Annotated in this window: 12 protein-coding genes; 4 read left to right on the top strand and 8 right to left on the bottom strand. The window is 64.4% G+C overall.

Annotated elements, in window-relative coordinates; all coding sequences use genetic code 11:
- Positions 1-40: 40 nt before the first annotated feature.
- From C8K18_RS13120 to C8K18_RS13110, 3 genes are all read right to left on the bottom strand, one after another.
- A complete protein-coding gene (locus C8K18_RS13120; protein WP_006048907.1) occupies positions 41-2,014 on the bottom strand; it encodes a response regulator in 1,974 nt (657 codons plus the stop codon).
- A 52-nt stretch (positions 2,015-2,066) separates the two neighbouring features.
- Complete coding sequence (locus tag C8K18_RS13115) at positions 2,067-2,552, bottom strand: response regulator (RefSeq protein WP_107707714.1); 486 nt, start codon at positions 2,550-2,552, stop codon at positions 2,067-2,069.
- 142 nt (positions 2,553-2,694) lie between these two features.
- Positions 2,695-4,305: an ATP-binding protein gene (locus C8K18_RS13110; RefSeq protein ID WP_107707812.1), complete on the bottom strand. Its 1,611-nt coding sequence runs from the start codon at positions 4,303-4,305 to the stop codon at positions 2,695-2,697.
- Positions 4,306-4,639: 334 nt separating this feature from the next.
- Here C8K18_RS13110 and C8K18_RS13105 point away from each other — a divergent pair, with 334 nt between their 5' ends.
- On the top strand, positions 4,640-5,131 hold the full coding sequence (locus C8K18_RS13105; protein WP_006048904.1) for a hypothetical protein: 492 nt from the start codon (positions 4,640-4,642) through the stop codon (positions 5,129-5,131).
- A 117-nt stretch (positions 5,132-5,248) separates the two neighbouring features.
- Here C8K18_RS13105 and C8K18_RS13100 read toward each other — a convergent pair whose 3' ends face one another.
- A complete protein-coding gene (locus tag C8K18_RS13100; protein ID WP_107707713.1) occupies positions 5,249-7,888 on the bottom strand; it encodes an AsmA family protein in 2,640 nt (879 codons plus the stop codon).
- A gap of 191 nt (positions 7,889-8,079) precedes the next feature.
- Between C8K18_RS13100 and C8K18_RS13095 the strand changes: the two genes are divergently transcribed.
- Positions 8,080-8,790 (top strand): ATP-binding cassette domain-containing protein, encoded by a 711-nt coding sequence (locus tag C8K18_RS13095; RefSeq protein ID WP_107707712.1) that lies wholly within the window; start codon positions 8,080-8,082, stop codon positions 8,788-8,790.
- Complete coding sequence (fetB, locus tag C8K18_RS13090) at positions 8,787-9,593, top strand: ABC transporter permease (RefSeq protein WP_107707711.1); 807 nt, start codon at positions 8,787-8,789, stop codon at positions 9,591-9,593. Before C8K18_RS13095 ends, fetB begins: the two co-directional genes overlap by 4 nt.
- A 24-nt stretch (positions 9,594-9,617) precedes the next feature.
- Here the strand turns inward: fetB and C8K18_RS13085 are convergent, their stop codons facing one another.
- Both C8K18_RS13085 and C8K18_RS13080 read right to left on the bottom strand, forming a co-directional pair.
- Positions 9,618-10,181, bottom strand: coding sequence for a DUF6013 family protein (locus C8K18_RS13085; RefSeq protein WP_006048900.1), 564 nt, complete (start codon positions 10,179-10,181; stop codon positions 9,618-9,620).
- A 396-nt stretch (positions 10,182-10,577) separates the two neighbouring features.
- The gene (locus tag C8K18_RS13080; protein ID WP_053858042.1) at positions 10,578-11,594 is read right to left on the bottom strand and encodes a zinc-binding alcohol dehydrogenase family protein; all 1,017 of its coding nucleotides are present in this window, start codon (positions 11,592-11,594) and stop codon (positions 10,578-10,580) included.
- A 160-nt stretch (positions 11,595-11,754) separates the two neighbouring features.
- On the opposite strand from C8K18_RS13080, the gene C8K18_RS13075 reads away from it, so the two are divergent.
- Positions 11,755-12,723 carry a LysR family transcriptional regulator gene (locus C8K18_RS13075; protein ID WP_107707710.1) on the top strand — a complete coding sequence of 323 codons (969 nt, stop codon included), beginning with the start codon at positions 11,755-11,757 and terminating at the stop codon, positions 12,721-12,723.
- Between the two features lie 19 nt (positions 12,724-12,742).
- Here the strand turns inward: C8K18_RS13075 and C8K18_RS13070 are convergent, their stop codons facing one another.
- Both C8K18_RS13070 and ligD read right to left on the bottom strand, forming a co-directional pair.
- The gene (locus C8K18_RS13070; protein ID WP_029968318.1) at positions 12,743-13,045 is read right to left on the bottom strand and encodes a hypothetical protein; all 303 of its coding nucleotides are present in this window, start codon (positions 13,043-13,045) and stop codon (positions 12,743-12,745) included.
- A 280-nt stretch (positions 13,046-13,325) separates the two neighbouring features.
- Positions 13,326-16,148, bottom strand: coding sequence for a DNA ligase D (gene ligD / locus C8K18_RS13065; protein ID WP_107707709.1), 2,823 nt, complete (start codon positions 16,146-16,148; stop codon positions 13,326-13,328).

The following is a 16,148-nucleotide window of genomic DNA, read 5'->3' as shown; positions in this document are numbered from 1 at the left end:
TTATGTGCCGTACTCATGTGCCACACCTACGCGCCGCGCGTTACATTTCCTTCTGCGCCTTCAGATTGATCGCGTTCTCGATCATCGTTTCCAGTTGCGCGAAGTTCACCGGCTTCGTCAAATGCGAGGTGAAACCAGCGGCGAGACAACGGCGCACGTCTTCGTCGGTGCCGAAACCGGTCAGCGCAACGGCGGGCGCATTCGAACGCTCGCGATATGCCTTGATGAAGTCGAGGCCGGTGCCGTCCGGCAAGCCGACGTCGCTGATCACCAGATCGAAAGTTTGCAACTGCGTGGCGGCGAGCGCGTCGTCCACGCGGCCCACCGTCGTCACGTCGTGGCCGAGCGTGCGTATCAGTTGCGCCATGACTTCGGCCGTATCGACGTGATCTTCGATCAGCAAAATGTTAAGTACACCGGCCGGATGCACCGGGTCGGGCAACACCGGCTGCGAGGTGCGCGCGGGGGCGGCAGCCGTCGGCAGCGTGATGGTGAACGTGGCGCCGCAGTGCGGGCCCGGGCTTTGTGCGGTCACCGTGCCGCCATGCACGTCCGTGAGCGCCTTGGTGATGGCGAGGCCGAGCCCCAGCCCACCGAACTGCCGCGTCATCTTCTGATCGCCCTGCTCGAACGCGTTGAACAGCTTGCCGATCTGTTCGGGCTCGATGCCGATGCCCGTGTCTTCCACCGAAATCTGCACATGCATGCGCTCGTCGCGCGTGCGTACGTAGATGTGGCCGCCGTCAGGCGTGAACTTCGCGGCGTTGCGAATCAGATTCCATAGCATCTGTTGCAGGCGCGCGCGATCGGCAAGCACGTAGTGATGCGTCGCGTCCTTGTGCACATGCACGTCCTGCTGCTTGACCTGGATTTCGCTGCGGAACAGTTCGAGCACGCTGTCGATCACCTCATGCACGTCGACCGTTTCCAGCGACAGACGCAGCTTGCCGTTGGCTACGCGCGTAAGGTCGAGCAGATCGTCGATCAGGCGCGCTTCCAGTTCGATGTTGCGGCGAATCATGCGCACGCTCGAGCGCGCCTGATCCGGCAGATCGGGAATCATCTCGAGGACGCTCGCGCCCGCCAGCACGGGCGTGAGCGGCGTGCGCAACTCGTGTGAAAGCATCGCGAGGAAGCGGTCTTTCGCGCGGTTCGCTTCTTCGGCGATCTGGCGCGCGGCCTGTTCGGAAGCGAGCAGCCGTTCGCGTTCCTGCATCGCTTCGCGCTCCGAATGGATGTCCGTGCAGCTGCCGAACCATTTGCTGATGTTGCCTTCGTTGTCGCGCGTGGCGACGATGCGCGTGTCGAACCAGCGATATTCGCCGTCATGGCGGCGAATGCGCAGTTCGTGCCGATAGGTGCCCGCATTCCCGGCCACCGCTTTGAGCCAGCTACGGCGCACTTCCTCGCGATCGTCGGGATGCACGGCATCGAGCCATGCAAGACCATGCGAGCTGTTTTCGGTGAGGCCGGTGTAGTCGTACCATTGCTTCGACAGAAAATCGCAGTCGCCCGCGGCATTGCAGGTCAGCACGAGATGAGGCAGCGCTTCAGACAAGTCGCGGTAATGCTGCTCGCGATCGCGCAGCAGCAATGCTTCGTCCGACGCGCGCTGCAGGCGCACTTGCGACAGCACGCGCTCCACCGCTTCGGGCAGGTAATCAAGGTAATCGCCTGACTTCGGCACCACGTCGGACACGCCCGCGCGCAGCGCTTCGATCACACGCGATTCGTCGGTAAAACCAGTCACGAGGATGGCCGGAATCCGCACGCCTTCGGAACGCAGCCGGCGAAAGAAGTCGAGGCCCGTTTCCGGTCCACTCAACTGATAGTCGAGCACCAGCAAGTCGAGGCCGCCCGCGGCGAGCCGTTCGCGCGCGGCCTCCACGCTCGGGCATACCGCGACCCGGCAGCCGGCGCGTTCGAGCGACTTGCGCGCGAGACGCAAGATGCCCTCGTCGTCGTCAACGACGAGAACACAAGCGGCGGGCTGCGTGGACACTTCTTCGGTCATGCGCGATCTTCGTCGGGTAGATATATAGAGTATGTGAACAAATTGAGGCACGTCATGATGGCGACGCAAAGCGATGCCCGGACGGCAGCTTCACCACTTGCAGGAAAAACCCGAGGCGGCGCACCGCTTCAATAAATGCATCGTACTCGACTGGCTTCGTAATGTAGACATTGCAGCCCAGTTCGTAGCAGCGCGCGATTTCGCGAGGATCGTCGGTCGTGGTGAGGACGATCACCGGCACCGGCGCCGTTTGCGGCGACTCCTTCAGGCGCCGCAATACTTCGAAGCCGTCGACGCGCGGCATCTTCAGATCGAGTAGAACGACGGAATTCCTCAGATCTTCCGCATCGGGATGCGCGCCCGGCGCGCTCTCGCTGTCCGCCTGCGCGCCGAAGAAATAATCGAGAGCCTGCTGACCATCGCGAAAGCGCACGAAGCCATTCGAAATACCGGCACGGCGCAGATTGCGTTCGACGAGCGTGGCGTGGCCGTCGTCGTCTTCGATCAACACGATGCTGACCGTTTCCCCGTGACTCATATGCCCTCCGTTCTCCCAGTTCACGGCAGTTCACGCCAGGTAAGGCCAAGTAAGGCCAAGTAAGGCCACGTAGTGCCGGCGTTGCGCTGGAGCGCAGGCCGCGCGAATCATGCGCTGCGAGTTTTCATTGCGCCCGCGCGACTCAGAGGCGCGCGGGCTGTTCCGGCAGCACGACGAAAAAGCTCGATCCCGCACCTTCCGCGGACTCGACCCACACTCGCCCGCCATGCCGTTCCACCGTGCGCCGCACCACCGCGAGACCGACGCCGTCGCCCTTTGCCACGTCGATATGCAGACGTTGAAACGCACGAAACACTTTCGACATATACGCGGCCGGAATGCCGAGGCCGTTATCGCGCACATAGTACGTGCGCATGCGCACGGCGCGCGGCCCGTTCGCTTCGACGGGCTCCGGCTCGAGCGCGCCGATCTCAATGCGCCCGATGCGCGCCGGGTCGAGGTAATTCAAAGCATTGCCAATCAGATTGCTGAAGACCTGTTCGATCGCGGCCGGGTCGCCCCAGGCCGGCGGCAAATCGCGCACGGTGACGACCACGCCGCGCTCGTCAATGGCGCTTTGCAGATTGTCGACAACGCGCGCCACCGCGCGCGCGACGCTCACCCGTTGCCACTGATACTCGAGCCGCCCCGCACGCGAAATGCGCAACAGCGCCTCGATAATCGCAGCCGCCTGGGTGACCGCACCACGCAAGTATTGCAGGGATTCGCGCACGTCGCCGTCGAGAATATGCGCCATCCGTTTATGTTCCGCTGCCGGCAGGCGCGCCTCGCCGACGATACCGTCCAGCTCGTCGCACGAAACCTGCAATTCCTTCGAGAACCCTTGCAGGTTCACGAGCGGCGAGCGCAGATCGTGCGATACGCTGTAGATAAACATTTCGTTGTCTTGCGTCTCCTGGCGCAGTTCCTCATTGACGCCGGCGAGTTCGTGCGCACGCGCTTCGAGGCGCCGCTTGAGCGACACCTGCTCGGCATCCGCCTCGCGCAGACGCGCGCCTGTCTGATGCAGCACGGCGTCGAGCGCAGCGATTTCGTCGTTGCCGGACAGGCGCGCGGCAAGCGGCCGCCCGTTGCCGAGGCGCTCCGCGTTATCGGTCAGCACCTCGAAGCGCCGGCCGATGCTGCGCGCAAAAACGACTGCGGTGCCGGCCCAGATCAGCATGGAGCCGATCACTGCCGCGATCAATGCATATTGCTGACGCTCGCGACGCCGCGCGAGCGCCGCGGCACGCTCGCCATCCAGACGCGAGGCCTCTTCGCCGAATGCCGCGAGTTCGTCGCGAAAGAGCGCGATAGGCTGCGGCAGCGCACCACTTTCGAGCGCGGCCAGCGACTTGCCGCTGCGCCCTTCATGCAACGCCTCCGACACGGTGGCGGTCTGCGCGCGATAAGCGTCGATCGCGCGTCTCATGTTCTGCACGCGTTGCACTTGCTGCGGCGTGTCGGCCACGAGCGCGTCGAGCTTCGACAGACGATCGCTCATGTCGATCCACACCGTGTGCCGGTCGAGCAATGACGGATCGCCGATCACCATGCCGGTTCGAACGCGTGCGGCCTGGCGCAGCAGCGGATCGACGAGCGCCGACGACTGATAAAGAATCTGCTTGCTATTGGTGACCCATTGCGCGGCCTGCGCTGTCTCTTCCTGCGTATCGAACACGGCGCCCAGAAGCGCCAGTTCGACGAGGCTAGGCACTGCGATCAGCAACAGACCCTTGGTGAATAATTTCATGGTCGCCCGAAGGTCGTTCACGCCGCGGCAAGTCACGGGAACCCGCCAGCCGGACGGGCCATTATCGACGTGAATCGGCAATATTTCAACGTGGCCCAAAGATGCGCCGCCCCACATAAAAACGACTTTTTTATTCGTGCGAGATGTTTTTTCGGCGCGCCGTGCGTCTATGATGGAGTCAGATGTGCTCGAATGCTAAGGCGCACGGCGAGGCGGTTCGGCATGATTCGTGCGGGAGACGGTGAGGCGGCGGGATTGTCGAATCATCGTGAATCCGGCCTTGTCGTATGCTATAAAAGATCGACGTGCGGCGCGCGAAGCCGGGAGTTGTCGCATGAGGACGCTGCGTTTCTTGCAATTCTTTTTCAGGCGAATTTTTATGTCCTTCCCGAAAAAGCGTAGACGCGCGAAGGTGGACGGCGATGAGTCGTTCCTCGCGGTACTGCGGCATTTCAAACCCTTCGGCCAACTCGACACCAAGATCGCACGCGCTCGGGCGCAAGACGAGCCGGTGCTTTATGCCCACGTGCTGCCGGGACTCGACGTACTCCTATGCAGCGTGCGCGGCGCACATCCACCCTACCCGGCCGCTGCCGAACTGCGGCGGCGCTGCATCGAATCCATTACGAATGCGCTGGAACAGCCGCTCGACGGTCTCGAGAACGGCGGTTACTGGTATGAAGCCGACGGCTTCGGGTTCCTCGTATTCGCAAGCCGCGCTCGCGGCAAGATCCTGACCGAGTTCGGCGCGACCCGCGTGGGCGCACGTCGTGGAGTTCGCCGGCAGGACGCGGCAGGCGACGCGACGCCGCGTTCGCTGCGCTAGGCACGCTGGCCTTTCATAGAAAGACAAAAGAAAGGCCGCCGCCGAACGTGCGAGTTTCACGAGTCGGCGAAAACAGGCAAGTGCCTCAGCTTCCCTTGGCCTCAGCTTCCCTTGGCCTTAGCTTCCCTTATATTCGGCGGCGCTCGCGGGCGACATCGGCGCGGGCTTGCGCGTTGCCGGTGCAACCGCCGAAGCGCCAGAAGCAGCCGATGCCCCCGAACCCGAGCCTGCCCCCGACGAACGCTTGTTGACCGGCACGCCCTCGAGCGAGATGGCGGGCTTCGGCTGCTGCTTGCTGCCCGGCGGCGGCGCAGTCGGCGCCTGACGCACTTGCGAGAGTAGTTGCGCGCACGGCAACGGCTTGTTGTTGCTCGGTGCGAGCAACGGCAACAGCGCCGCAAACGGATTGATGAGGCCGAGGCCGACGGCCGCGCCGCCTCGCAAGGCCAACGCGGCAGCATTCACGCCGACATGCGGGTTCTTGAACGTGCCCTTCGCGTACAGCGGCGAGCGCAGCGAGAACACGCGAAAACCCTTCGTATGCGGATGCACGCCGAGGTCCATCGTTTCGTCGCGCATGTTGACGTTGCCGTCGATGTCGATCACCGCGTCGTCGGTATCGAGTGCGAACACGCGCGAATCCAGCACGCCGTTGGTCGCGACGAAGTCGGCGGCCGCGCAGTTGATCTTCACGTCGCGATTGCCGAAGAGCTTCTCGTACACGACGTTCGCCACGTTCAGGCCGGCGGCCTCCATCAGCAGGCGGCTCACGGTGCCTTCGGTGACGAGCGCCTTGACCTCGCCGTTCGATGTCGCGGCGAGCGCGGCCGGCGAATTGCCCGTCGCGGTCAGCGAGGCGTCGCCGTTGATTTCGCCGAGTGCGTTTTGCATCGTCTTGAAGTTCGGGAAGAGCTGCTTCAACTTCAGATGCCGCGCCGAAGTCGCGAAGCGTCCCTTGAGCGGCGTGCCGCTACCGTCGAGATGAATGTCCGATGCGAGCGTGCCGCCTGCCACGCCGAACTTCAATGGCTGAAGCGACAGGACGCCGTCGGTCATCACGATGTGTGTGTACAGGTCGGTGATCGGCAAATCGGCGTTCTTGACGATGCGCCGGCCGGTGAACTTCACGTCGGCGTCGATCGCCTTCCAGCGGTCAGTGCGGAATTCTTCGACGGGCAGTGCCTTGTTGGACGGCTGCTTCGCCGCATCGCCGCGCTTGGCCTTGCTCGCGTTCGAGTCCGCGCCGATCACCGGCGCGAGATCGGAGAATTGCAGCAGGCGCGACTCGAGTTCGCCCTGCAGCAAGGGGCGCGGCCGACGCGCGGTGTAGGTCAGCGAACCGTTCAGATCGCTGCCGCCCACGCGGCCTGTAAAGTTTTCATACTTGAAGACGTTGCCGCTCGTCTTGAACTGGCCGACGAGACGTCCTTCGGTTGCGTAAGGCGGCGTGTCGGGCAAGGTGACGCCCGTCAGCGAATAGAGCTTGGCCATGCTGCTGCCTTGCACCCACAGGCGCAGGTCGACGGCGGCGAGATGCGCGGGGTCGGTGATGGTGCCGACGAGGCCCACGTGGAGATCGCCCGCCTTCACGTCCGCTTGCACGGGAAACGGGCGGTTCGCGTCCTGCAGCGCGAGCACGCCGCCGACCTTGCCGCTGCCCGACACGGGCGTCTTGTTGTAGGTGCCTTTCAAGGTCCAGCCGATCGCGTACGGCGGGAGTTCGGGTTTGCCGTTACGGGCGGTATTTGGGGCGCTGGCGGGGTTCGTATTGCTGGCCTCGTTGGCGCCGTTGGCTTCGTGGGTACCGCTCGTTCCGTTTGCATCGCTGGCGCGGTTCGCTCCATTGGCTCCGCTCGCGCCGCGTGCATCGCTCGGCGTCGCCGCCGATGCAACCGCCGCGCCGCTCGCGCCTGACCGCGCTGTCGCGCTTGCCCCCTTCGAACCGCCCGCGACCAGCCCACCCGAAGCGCCCGTGGCCGCCGTGGTGCCCGACGCATGCACATCCGTCGCGGAAGCCCCGCGCGCCGCGGCCGCGGAGGCAGCGGACGCCGCCGAGGCCGCCTGCGCATCGGCCTGCGCGCTCAGCTTCTTCGCGCCGTCCTTACCCACCGCTTCCGCCGATGCCTTGCGCGACGCCTCTTCCTGCTGCTTCATCGCCTCGCCGATCGGAATCGGCTGGCCGAGCGTATCGACGACCATCTGCGCGTCGACCTTCTTCTGCTGATCGGACAGCGCGATGTTGCCCTTCGCGAACACGATGTCATGCAACTGCAGCTTCCACTGCGACGGCGTCTTCGACTTCGGCAGCTCGAAGGTCCAGTTGTTACGTCCGTCGAGCATGCGTTCGAGATCGACGGAAGGATTCACCAGATTGATGGCGGGAATCACGATGTCGTGCGCGAGCAGCGGCAGCACCTTCACCTGGAAATCGATTTCGTCGAGTGTCGCGAACTGCGGGCGCTTGGCCCAGTCCGGATTCGCGATGGTGATGTTCGCCGCCGAGAAGCGCGGCCACGGCACCCAGCTTTTCAAGCCGGTCTCGCCGACCGGACGCCGCAAGCCGACCTTCAGATCGCCGTTGATCGTGAACTGCCGGCCGATGGCCTGCGTGACCTTGTCATTGACATAAGGCCGCGCGCGGTTCCAGTCGAAGGTCAGAATGAAAACCGTGAGCGCCACTATCAGAATGACGATGATCGCCAGTATCCATGCGACGATTTTGCCGGCCCGTCTTCCGATTGTGCTCGACCCTGCCATCAACGGCTCCGCGTTTTCTTCTTGGGTGCCGATCGTTCAGCAGATATTGTGCCCGGCGATTGCGTATCGTAAGAGTCGCGATCGCGTTTGAGCGCGGCACGGACTCATGCGAATGCTGTGCGTCTTGTGCCCTTCCGTGCCCTTATGATGCTGCATCGCTCATCGCGTTTTCTCACGCCTCGTCCATTGTCATGACCGACGTCCCCCTCGTCCTCGCCGACGGCATCGTGCGGCGCGATCCGTCGCGCGGCCAGACGCTTCTGCAGTCCACGCGCTTCGCGCTCGACGCCGGCGACCGCGTCGCCATCACCGGTCCGTCGGGCTCCGGCAAGAGCGTGTTCCTGCGCGCGCTCGCGCTGCTCGATCCGCTCGACGCGGGACGCATCGTCTGGCGAGGCGCGCCCGTCGCGCGCGCCGCGATCCCGCAATATCGGCGCAACGTCGCGTATATCCGGCAGCGGCCCGCTCTGCTCGATGGCACGGTCGAAGACAATCTGCGTTATCCGTTCGAACTGCGCGCGTATCGCGATGTGCGCTTTGACCGCGAGCAGGCGGCGAGTCTCGTTGCCCAGGCAGGCCGCGGCAACGGCTTCCTCGACAAGCTCGCAAGCGAACTGTCAGGCGGCGAGGCGCAAATCACCGCGCTCATTCGCGTGCTGCAACTCTCGCCCGAAGTGCTGCTGCTCGACGAACCGACCGCGTCGCTCGACCCCGAGTCGTCGCACGCCATCGAGGGGCTCGTGCGCGCCTGGTTCGACGCCGCGCCGCACGCGCGCGCTTCGATCTGGGTGTCTCACGACGCCGCGCAAGCCGCGCGCATGAGCGAGCGTCATCTGACGATGAATGCGGGTGTGCTTGATGAGCCGGCCGTCGCCTCCACTCACGAGGAACCCAGCCGATGACCTTGCAGAACCTGACGCTCTGGGACGTCGCGATCGCCGCGTTGCTGATCGTCGTGAACGGCGCGGTATCGGTTGCGCTCAAGCTCGATCTCGAGCGCAAGCTCGCATGGGCCGCCGTGCGCACTGTCGTGCAACTGCTCGCGATCGGCTATGTGCTTGGTTGGGTGTTTCGCTACGACCACTGGTTCGTCGTGCTGCCCCTGATGATCGTGATGACGCTGATTGCCGGCTTCGCGGGCGCGCAGCGCGGCAGCCGCACTTACGCGGGCCAACGCGTGGACAGCGTCCTGTCGATCTGGATAAGTTCGTGGCTGGTGGCCGCGGTTGGGCTCTTCGTCGTGATCCGCATTCACCCGTGGTACGAGCCGCAGTATGCGATTCCGATTCTCGGGATGATCCTCGGCAATACGCTCACGGGCGTATCGCTCGGCATCGAACGCATGACCGAGGAGTTGACCGCGCGCCGCGATCGCGTCGACATGGCGCTCGCGCTCGGCGCGACCCGCTGGGAAGCCGCGCAGGCGCCCGCGCGTCAGGCCGTGCGCGCCGGCATGATGCCGACGCTGAATCAGATGGCCGTGGTCGGCGTCGTGAGCCTGCCCGGCATGATGACCGGCCAGGTGCTGGCCGGCCAGTCGCCGCTGCAGGCGGTGCGCTATCAGATTGTGATCATGTTCCTGATCGCCGCGTCGTCGGCGCTCGGGACCGTGGGCGCCGTGCTGCTTACTTACCGGCGGCTGTTTTCGGCGGAGCACCGATTTTTGTCGGCGCGGCTGGTGGAGCGGAGCGCGGGGCGGCGGTGAGCCGGGCGAGCGCGGGCCAACCCTTCACCGCCTGGCGCTGATCGCGACCACCGTGCCGTCGCTGAGCGTCAGGGATTTGGTGCTGCCGTTCACGGGCATCGTGAAACGCAGGACCTGGCTCATGCTGACATCGTTCGGACACTTGAGCGATTTGCCGCCGGCCGTGACCGTCTTCATGCCGTCCGGCTTGTGCGCCTGGAAGCTCAGTTGCACGGTCGCCGTGCCGTCTTCGCCGACGACCGGCGCGAGCCGAATCTGCGTCTGGCGGATCATTGCGCCGTTGGCGTCGAGCGGCAGCGACGCGTAGTTCGGGCACGCATCGGTAGCAGGCACCGCGCCGCCGGGCGGCACGGTTTTCCACGTGAAATCGTCCGACTGGCCAGAGCGGATCGTGCGGGTTTCCTGCGAGTTGCCGAACTGTTTCGACGTGACGCGCACCGTGTAGCGAATCGGACCGTCGAGCGCGGATTGCGACGTCACCGTGATCGGCGTCGCCGCATGAGCGGCCGGCGCGAGCATGCCGCAAGAAAGCGCGCAAGCGAGAGAAGCGACAACTGGAACGGCGGAGAGTTTGAAGCTGGAGCTCATACTGTCACCTCGTTGTTGTGCCGTTGCATGCCCGCCAGAGCGCGGCCCTCCCGCATGGTCCCAGGTACGGTCCAGATACAGCGTGCGGGAGCCGGCAACGGACGCGAGACACGCAACCGTCTTAGCATGATGCATTACCAGTCTACCGCCAAGCGATGCCGCGCGTGCTCGCGCGGCATCGGGTGTTACCCCGCTTGCGCTGACGCGTTTTATCGGGGGCCGCTTGTCGAAGTTCCGTCAACAGCCGCACGTCGCAAGCCGCTCATGAAAAGCCGCGTGAGAAGCTGCTTATCGAAGCCGCGTCAGCAGCCACTCGTCACAAGCCGCTGATCGAAAACCGCGTTAAAAGCCCCTCGTCACGAGCGGCTCGTCTAAAGCCGCGTCACAACGCACGCATCAAAACCCGCTCAGCACCAGCTTCCCGATCGCGCGCCCTTCCTCCAGCAGACGATGCGCGCGACGCAGATTGGCCGCGTTGATCGCGCCCAGGTGCTGGCCGACCGTCGTGCGCAACGTTCCGGCATCGACGAGACGCGCCACCTCCGTCAGCAGCTTGTGCTGTTCGATCATGTCGGGCGTGCCGAACATCGAGCGCGTGAACATGAACTCCCAGTGAAACGCGGCGCTCTTCGCCTTCAGCAGTTCGACCGGCACCGGCTTGCTGTTCTCGACGATCGTGCAAATGCCGCCTTGCGGCTTGACGAGCTCGGCAGCGGCGGGGAAATTCGCGTCGGTGTCGTTGAAGAGCAGCACGTAGTCAACCTGCTCGATGCCGAGCTTTTTCAGTTGCGCCGGCATGTCGCCGAAGTGATCGACGATGTGATCGGCGCCCAGCTCACTCGCCCATTTCGCCGACTCCGGCCGCGACGCCGTGGCAATCACCTTGAGCTTGCCGAGCTGCTTGGCCAATTGGATGCCGATTGACCCGACGCCGCCCGCGCCGCCGAAAATCAGCACCGTGCGGCCTTCGTGCGCGCCCTGCGGCGAGACGCCGAGGCGATCGAACAATGCTTCCCACGCTGTTATCGCGGTCAACGGCAATGCGGCGGCATGCGTGAAATCGAGCGATGCCGGCTTGCGTCCGACAATCCGCTCATCGACGAGATGAAACTCGCTGTTCGCGCCCGGCCGCGTGATGCTGCCCGCATAGAAGACCGGATCGCCGACCTTGAAAAGCGTCGCCTCCGGGCCGACCGCGACCACGGTGCCGGCGGCGTCCCAGCCGAGCACGCGCGGCTCCTTCTCGACGGTGTCCTTCGGCGCGCGCACTTTCGTGTCCACGGGATTGACGGAGATCGCTTCGACTTTCACCAGCAGGTCGCGTCCGGTGGCTTGCGGTTGCGCAATCTCGACGTCGATCAACGCTTCTTCGTGGTCGATGGGCAGATAGCGGTAGAGGCCGACGGCTTTCATACAGGCTCCTTGGTTTGTTCAGGTCAGAGTTACAGGACGAGGACCGGCGGTGTGCGCGTGTGACGAGTACAACCGTCGATCCATGGACGTGATCGTAAGGCGCCTCTTACTGCGACAAAAGCGGCATAATCGCTGAAACATCTTTTTGATTTTCCGAAGAATGGACCTTGCTGCCGCTCCACAATCGCGTGATGCGCGCCCCGCTGCCGGCGAGCGCGAGCGCCTCGATCTGCTCGACGTCGCCCTGTTCGTGCGGGCCGCGCTGCTCGCCAACGTGTCGGCGGCCGGACGCGAGCTCGGGTTGTCGGCGGCGGTCGCGAGTTCGCGCATCGCTCAATTGGAAAAGCTGCTCGGCGCGCGGCTGCTGCATCGGACCACGCGCCGCATCAGTCTCACGCAAGACGGCGAAGTGTTCATGACGCGTGCCGAAGCACTGCTCGACGCGGCGGCGGCCGCGCGCGCGTCGGTGGGACGCGGCCAGGTGGAGCCGCAAGGCCGCTTGCGCGTGTCGATGCCGTCGTCGTTCGGACGGCAGCACGTGTCGCCTGTGATCAGCGAATTCCTGCGCCGTTATCCGGGCGTGAGCGTCGATCTGCGGCTGACCGATCAGGTGATCGATCTCGTAGATGCGGGTATCGACGTCGCGATCCGGATTGGCGCACTGAAGGATTCGTCGCTGGTGGCGCGCCGGCTCGCGGTCAACCGGCGTGTGTTGTGCGCGGCGCCTTCCTACCTCGAAGAGCGCGGCACGCCGCATCATCCGTCGGATCTCGCGCAGCACGAGTGCATCATTCTGTCGGACCAGCGCGACTGGGCCTTCCACACGCCGGCTGGACGGCTCGATGTGCGCGTGAGCGGGCGCATCGTCAGCGACAACGGCGAAGTGATCCGCGATGCGCTGCTCGCCGGCTTCGGCATCGCACTGAAATCCACTTGGGACGTCGCGTCGCTTTTGCGCAGCGGCGAACTGGTCAGCGTGCTCGAAAATTATCCGCTCGCCGAGCAGGTGGCGATCTGGGCCGTGTATCCGAGCCGCGCATTCGTACCGCCGAAGACAGTTGCGTTCATCGACTTTCTCGCCGCTCATTTCGGCGATCATCCGCCCTATTGGGACGTCGAGCCGGACTAGCTAGCGTCGCTCGCGCGAATCAGCGTTTGCCGGTGCCCGCGCCGGGCGATCTGTCGTCCGAATTGGTGTCGGCGTGCGCGTCGTTCTGCGTCTTTTCCTGATATTCGCCGCCACCGCGGCGGTCCGTGTCCTGCAGACCGCGTTCGACGTCCTGATGCGCCTGCTTGCCGACGCGCCGCGGATCTTCGTCGTTCTGCGATTCGGCATTCTGGTCGTTCTCATGCGGTAGCGGCGCGGCGGCTTCCTCCAGCGACTGAGGATTCTTCGGTGCATGCGGATCGGCTTGCTTGTCGCCGTCGGACGATTGCGGTGTGCTCTTCATAGTGGGCTCCTTTTTTGCGTTTGAGGTGCCTGAAGGAATGCGGCAGAGGCAATATGTCACGATGTGCTATGTGTGCGAAGGCGCGTTTGACGTGGTGAGGACGTGCCGCCGTATGTGCCAAGTACGCCGCATATGGCATGTACGCCGCGTATGGACATATGCCGCCAACGTCACGCACGCGATTTCCGCCACATACGTCACAACGTGACATATGCCACGTAGACTACATAGGCTACATAGGCCAAATACTCCACGCCCAGCGAGCCGCAGCCACCCTCAGCTACGCGCCGCTCAGACGCTTCCTCATCGCCGCCGTAATGCGTTGCCGCGTCTTTGCATAATCGGCCCACGGGTCTCCCTTCAGTTCGTCGAGGCGCTCGTGCAGGTTCTCGATATTCCACTGGTCGCCGCCCGTCGTTTGCGCGACTTCGTCCCAAGCAAGCGGAACCGAAACGCCGAGGCCGGGACGCGCCCGCACCGAAAACGCGGCGACGGTACTCGAGCCGCGGTTATTGCGCAGATAGTCGACGAAAATCTTCTGCTTGCGATTCTGCGCGCCCATCTTCGCGCTGAAGTACTTGGGCAGCGTGCTCGCCATGTGTTGCGCGACGGCCTGCGAGAACTCCTTCACCTCGTCCCACCCCGCGTGTTTCGAGAGCGGCACGACCACGTGCAGACCTTTGCCGCCGCTCGTCTTGCAGAACGACGTGAGGCCGAGTTCCTCGAGCAGCGAGCGCGTCAACATCGCGGCCTCGATCATCCGGTCCCAGCCGAGCGACGGGTCCGGGTCGAGATCGAACACCACACGGTCGGGCTTTTCGATGTTCGACGCCACGCCGTTCCATGTGTGAAATTCGATCGTGCCCATTTGCGCGGCGCCGACGAGCGCCTTCGCGCTATCGACGGTGATCAGCGGAGGATGACCCGGATCGAGCCCGGGATGCTGCGTGATGTTTGGAATCGACAGCTTCTGCGTGTGCTTCTGAAAAAACAGCTCGCCGCCGATGTCCTCCGGCGCGCGCACGAGCGACACCGGCCGGTCGACGAGATGCGGCAGCATCCATTGCGCGACGGATTCGTAGTACTGCACGAGGTCGATCTTGCGCGCGCCGGTGCTCTTGTCGATGACGCGGTCGGGATGCGAGATGCGGACCCCGGCGACTTCGGCGGGCGAGGATTTTTTGGCTCGCGGTGCGGTGGGTTCGGTTGAGTTTTGGGTGGCGGATTTGGTGGCTACTTTGCTCGCGGTTTTCGTGGCCACTTTGCTGGCGGATTTGGTGGCGGTTTTGTTGGCCTCGCCGCGCGCCGCACGCTTTTTCGGCGCGACCTCGGCCTCGATATCGGTTTGCTGTTGCACGTCGTCCCCCTTGCGTGGTGCTTCCTTGACGATCTGGCGCGCCGGCTTGTCCTTGCGCAGACTCACGAACGACGCCTGACGCACGATGCCGTCGCTCGTCCATTCGGCGAAATTGCATTCCGCGACGAGCACCGGCTCGACCCAATGCACAGGCGTGCGGCTGCGCTCGCGCGGTGTGCTCGCGAACGGCATGCGCTTCGTTTCGTGCGCGTCGAGTTCCTTCTTCACCGAGCGCAGCAACGCGGCGTCGAAACCCGTGCCCACGCGCCCCGCATACTGCAGTTTGCCCTTGCTGTCGTGCACGCCGAGCAGCAGCGCACCGAACGCCGCGCGGCTGCCCGACGGTTCCGAATAGCCGCCGATCACGAACTCCTGCCGCCGACGGCACTTCAGCTTGATCCACGTGGCCGAGCGGCCGGACACATAGCCGCTGTCGCGCCGCTTGCCGATGATGCCCTCGAGCGCCATGTCGCACGCGCTTTTCAGCAGATCGTCGGCGCTGAACTCGAAGTCGTTCGAAAAGCGCAGCACGCTGTCGTCGACGGGCTCCAGCAGCGCGCGCAAAATCGCGCGGCGCTGTTGCAGCGGCACGCCGCGCAAGTCGTAGCCGTTCAAAAACGGCGCGTCGAACAGATAGACGACGATGTCTTGCGGACGGTTCGAATCGAACGCGTTTTGCAGCGCCTGGAAACTCGGCACGCCGTTTTCGTCGAGCACCACAGCTTCGCCGTCGAGCCACGCGCTGTCGAGGCCCAGTTGCGCGAACGCCTTCACCTGCTTGCTGAATTTCGCGGTCCAGTCGTTGCCCGCGCGCGTGAAGACCTGCACGCCGCGGGTCTTCTCGCTTGCGTCGATACGGGCCAGCACGCGATAGCCGTCGAACTTGATTTCGTATGTCCAGTCGTCGCCGGGCGGCGTCGCGTCGACGAGCGTCGCCAGTTGAGGCTTCAGCGAGGCAGGCAGTTTGGCCTTCACCGCGCCTTCTATCGCGGGCGATGCGGCGAGTTCGCGCAGCGACTCGCTGCTGCGTGTCGCGACGATGTCGGGGCGCTTCGGATCGCCGCGCACCGAGGCGGTTCTGGTTTTGCCGGCGCTCTGCTTGATGGCCTGCTTATCGCTCTGCTTGCCGGCTTTTCCCTTCCCCGCAGACGGCGCTGCGCCGCTCAGCACGCTGCCGGGCCGTTCGGCGAGAATGTCGTATTCGCTTTCGTCGCGCGCCTCGTCGTCGCGTTCCTTGATGAGGAGCCACTGTTCCTTGTCCGCGTCGCCGCGCATGTGGCTGCGCACGAGCGTCCAGCCGCCGTGCAGCTTGTCGCCGTGCAGATGAAACTTGAGCTTGCCCGCGCGATACGCGCGCGCCGCTTCGGCCGGGCCGCCGACAGGTTCCCATGTGCCGCGGTCCCATACGATGACCGTGCCCGCGCCGTAATTGCCCGGCGGAATCTCGCCTTCGAATGTCCCGTATTCGACCGGATGGTCTTCGACATGCACGGCGAGGCGCTTCACCGACGGATCGAGGCTCGGCCCCTTCGGCACGGCCCACGACAGCAGCGCGCCGTTCAGTTCGAGCCGGAAGTCATAGTGCAGACGCCGTGCGTGGTGTTCCTGGATCACGTAGGACAGGCCCTGTTCGACTTCAGGCCGGGTGGCGCCGCGGCTGCCGCGCTTTTTCGCGGCGGTGCCCGCGGGCTCCGGCGTTTCGTCGAAGCGGCGCTTGCGGTTATAGAGGTCGAGTCTGTCGTTCAT

Source organism: Paraburkholderia sp. GV068 (assembly GCF_003058125.1).
Lineage (GTDB): Bacteria > Pseudomonadota > Gammaproteobacteria > Burkholderiales > Burkholderiaceae > Paraburkholderia > Paraburkholderia graminis.
Note: the sequence above shows the minus strand (reverse complement) of the source record. Positions and strands in the feature narration are given on the sequence as shown.

Excerpts from the sequence above, each read along its gene's own strand:
- C8K18_RS13120 (WP_006048907.1), bottom strand. The coding sequence starts at position 2,014 with ATGACCGAAGAAGTGTCCACGCAGCCCGCCGCTTGTGTTCTCGTCGTT.
- C8K18_RS13115 (WP_107707714.1), bottom strand. The coding sequence starts at position 2,552 with ATGAGTCACGGGGAAACGGTCAGCATCGTGTTGATCGAAGACGACGAC.
- C8K18_RS13110 (WP_107707812.1), bottom strand. The coding sequence starts at position 4,305 with ATGAAATTATTCACCAAGGGTCTGTTGCTGATCGCAGTGCCTAGCCTC.
- C8K18_RS13105 (WP_006048904.1), top strand. The coding sequence starts at position 4,640 with ATGAGGACGCTGCGTTTCTTGCAATTCTTTTTCAGGCGAATTTTTATG.
- C8K18_RS13100 (WP_107707713.1), bottom strand. The coding sequence starts at position 7,888 with ATGGCAGGGTCGAGCACAATCGGAAGACGGGCCGGCAAAATCGTCGCA.
- C8K18_RS13095 (WP_107707712.1), top strand. The coding sequence starts at position 8,080 with ATGACCGACGTCCCCCTCGTCCTCGCCGACGGCATCGTGCGGCGCGAT.
- fetB (WP_107707711.1), top strand. The coding sequence starts at position 8,787 with ATGACCTTGCAGAACCTGACGCTCTGGGACGTCGCGATCGCCGCGTTG.
- C8K18_RS13085 (WP_006048900.1), bottom strand. The coding sequence starts at position 10,181 with ATGAGCTCCAGCTTCAAACTCTCCGCCGTTCCAGTTGTCGCTTCTCTC.
- C8K18_RS13080 (WP_053858042.1), bottom strand. The coding sequence starts at position 11,594 with ATGAAAGCCGTCGGCCTCTACCGCTATCTGCCCATCGACCACGAAGAA.
- C8K18_RS13075 (WP_107707710.1), top strand. The coding sequence starts at position 11,755 with ATGGACCTTGCTGCCGCTCCACAATCGCGTGATGCGCGCCCCGCTGCC.
- C8K18_RS13070 (WP_029968318.1), bottom strand. The coding sequence starts at position 13,045 with ATGAAGAGCACACCGCAATCGTCCGACGGCGACAAGCAAGCCGATCCG.
- ligD (WP_107707709.1), bottom strand. The coding sequence starts at position 16,148 with ATGAACGACAGACTCGACCTCTATAACCGCAAGCGCCGCTTCGACGAA.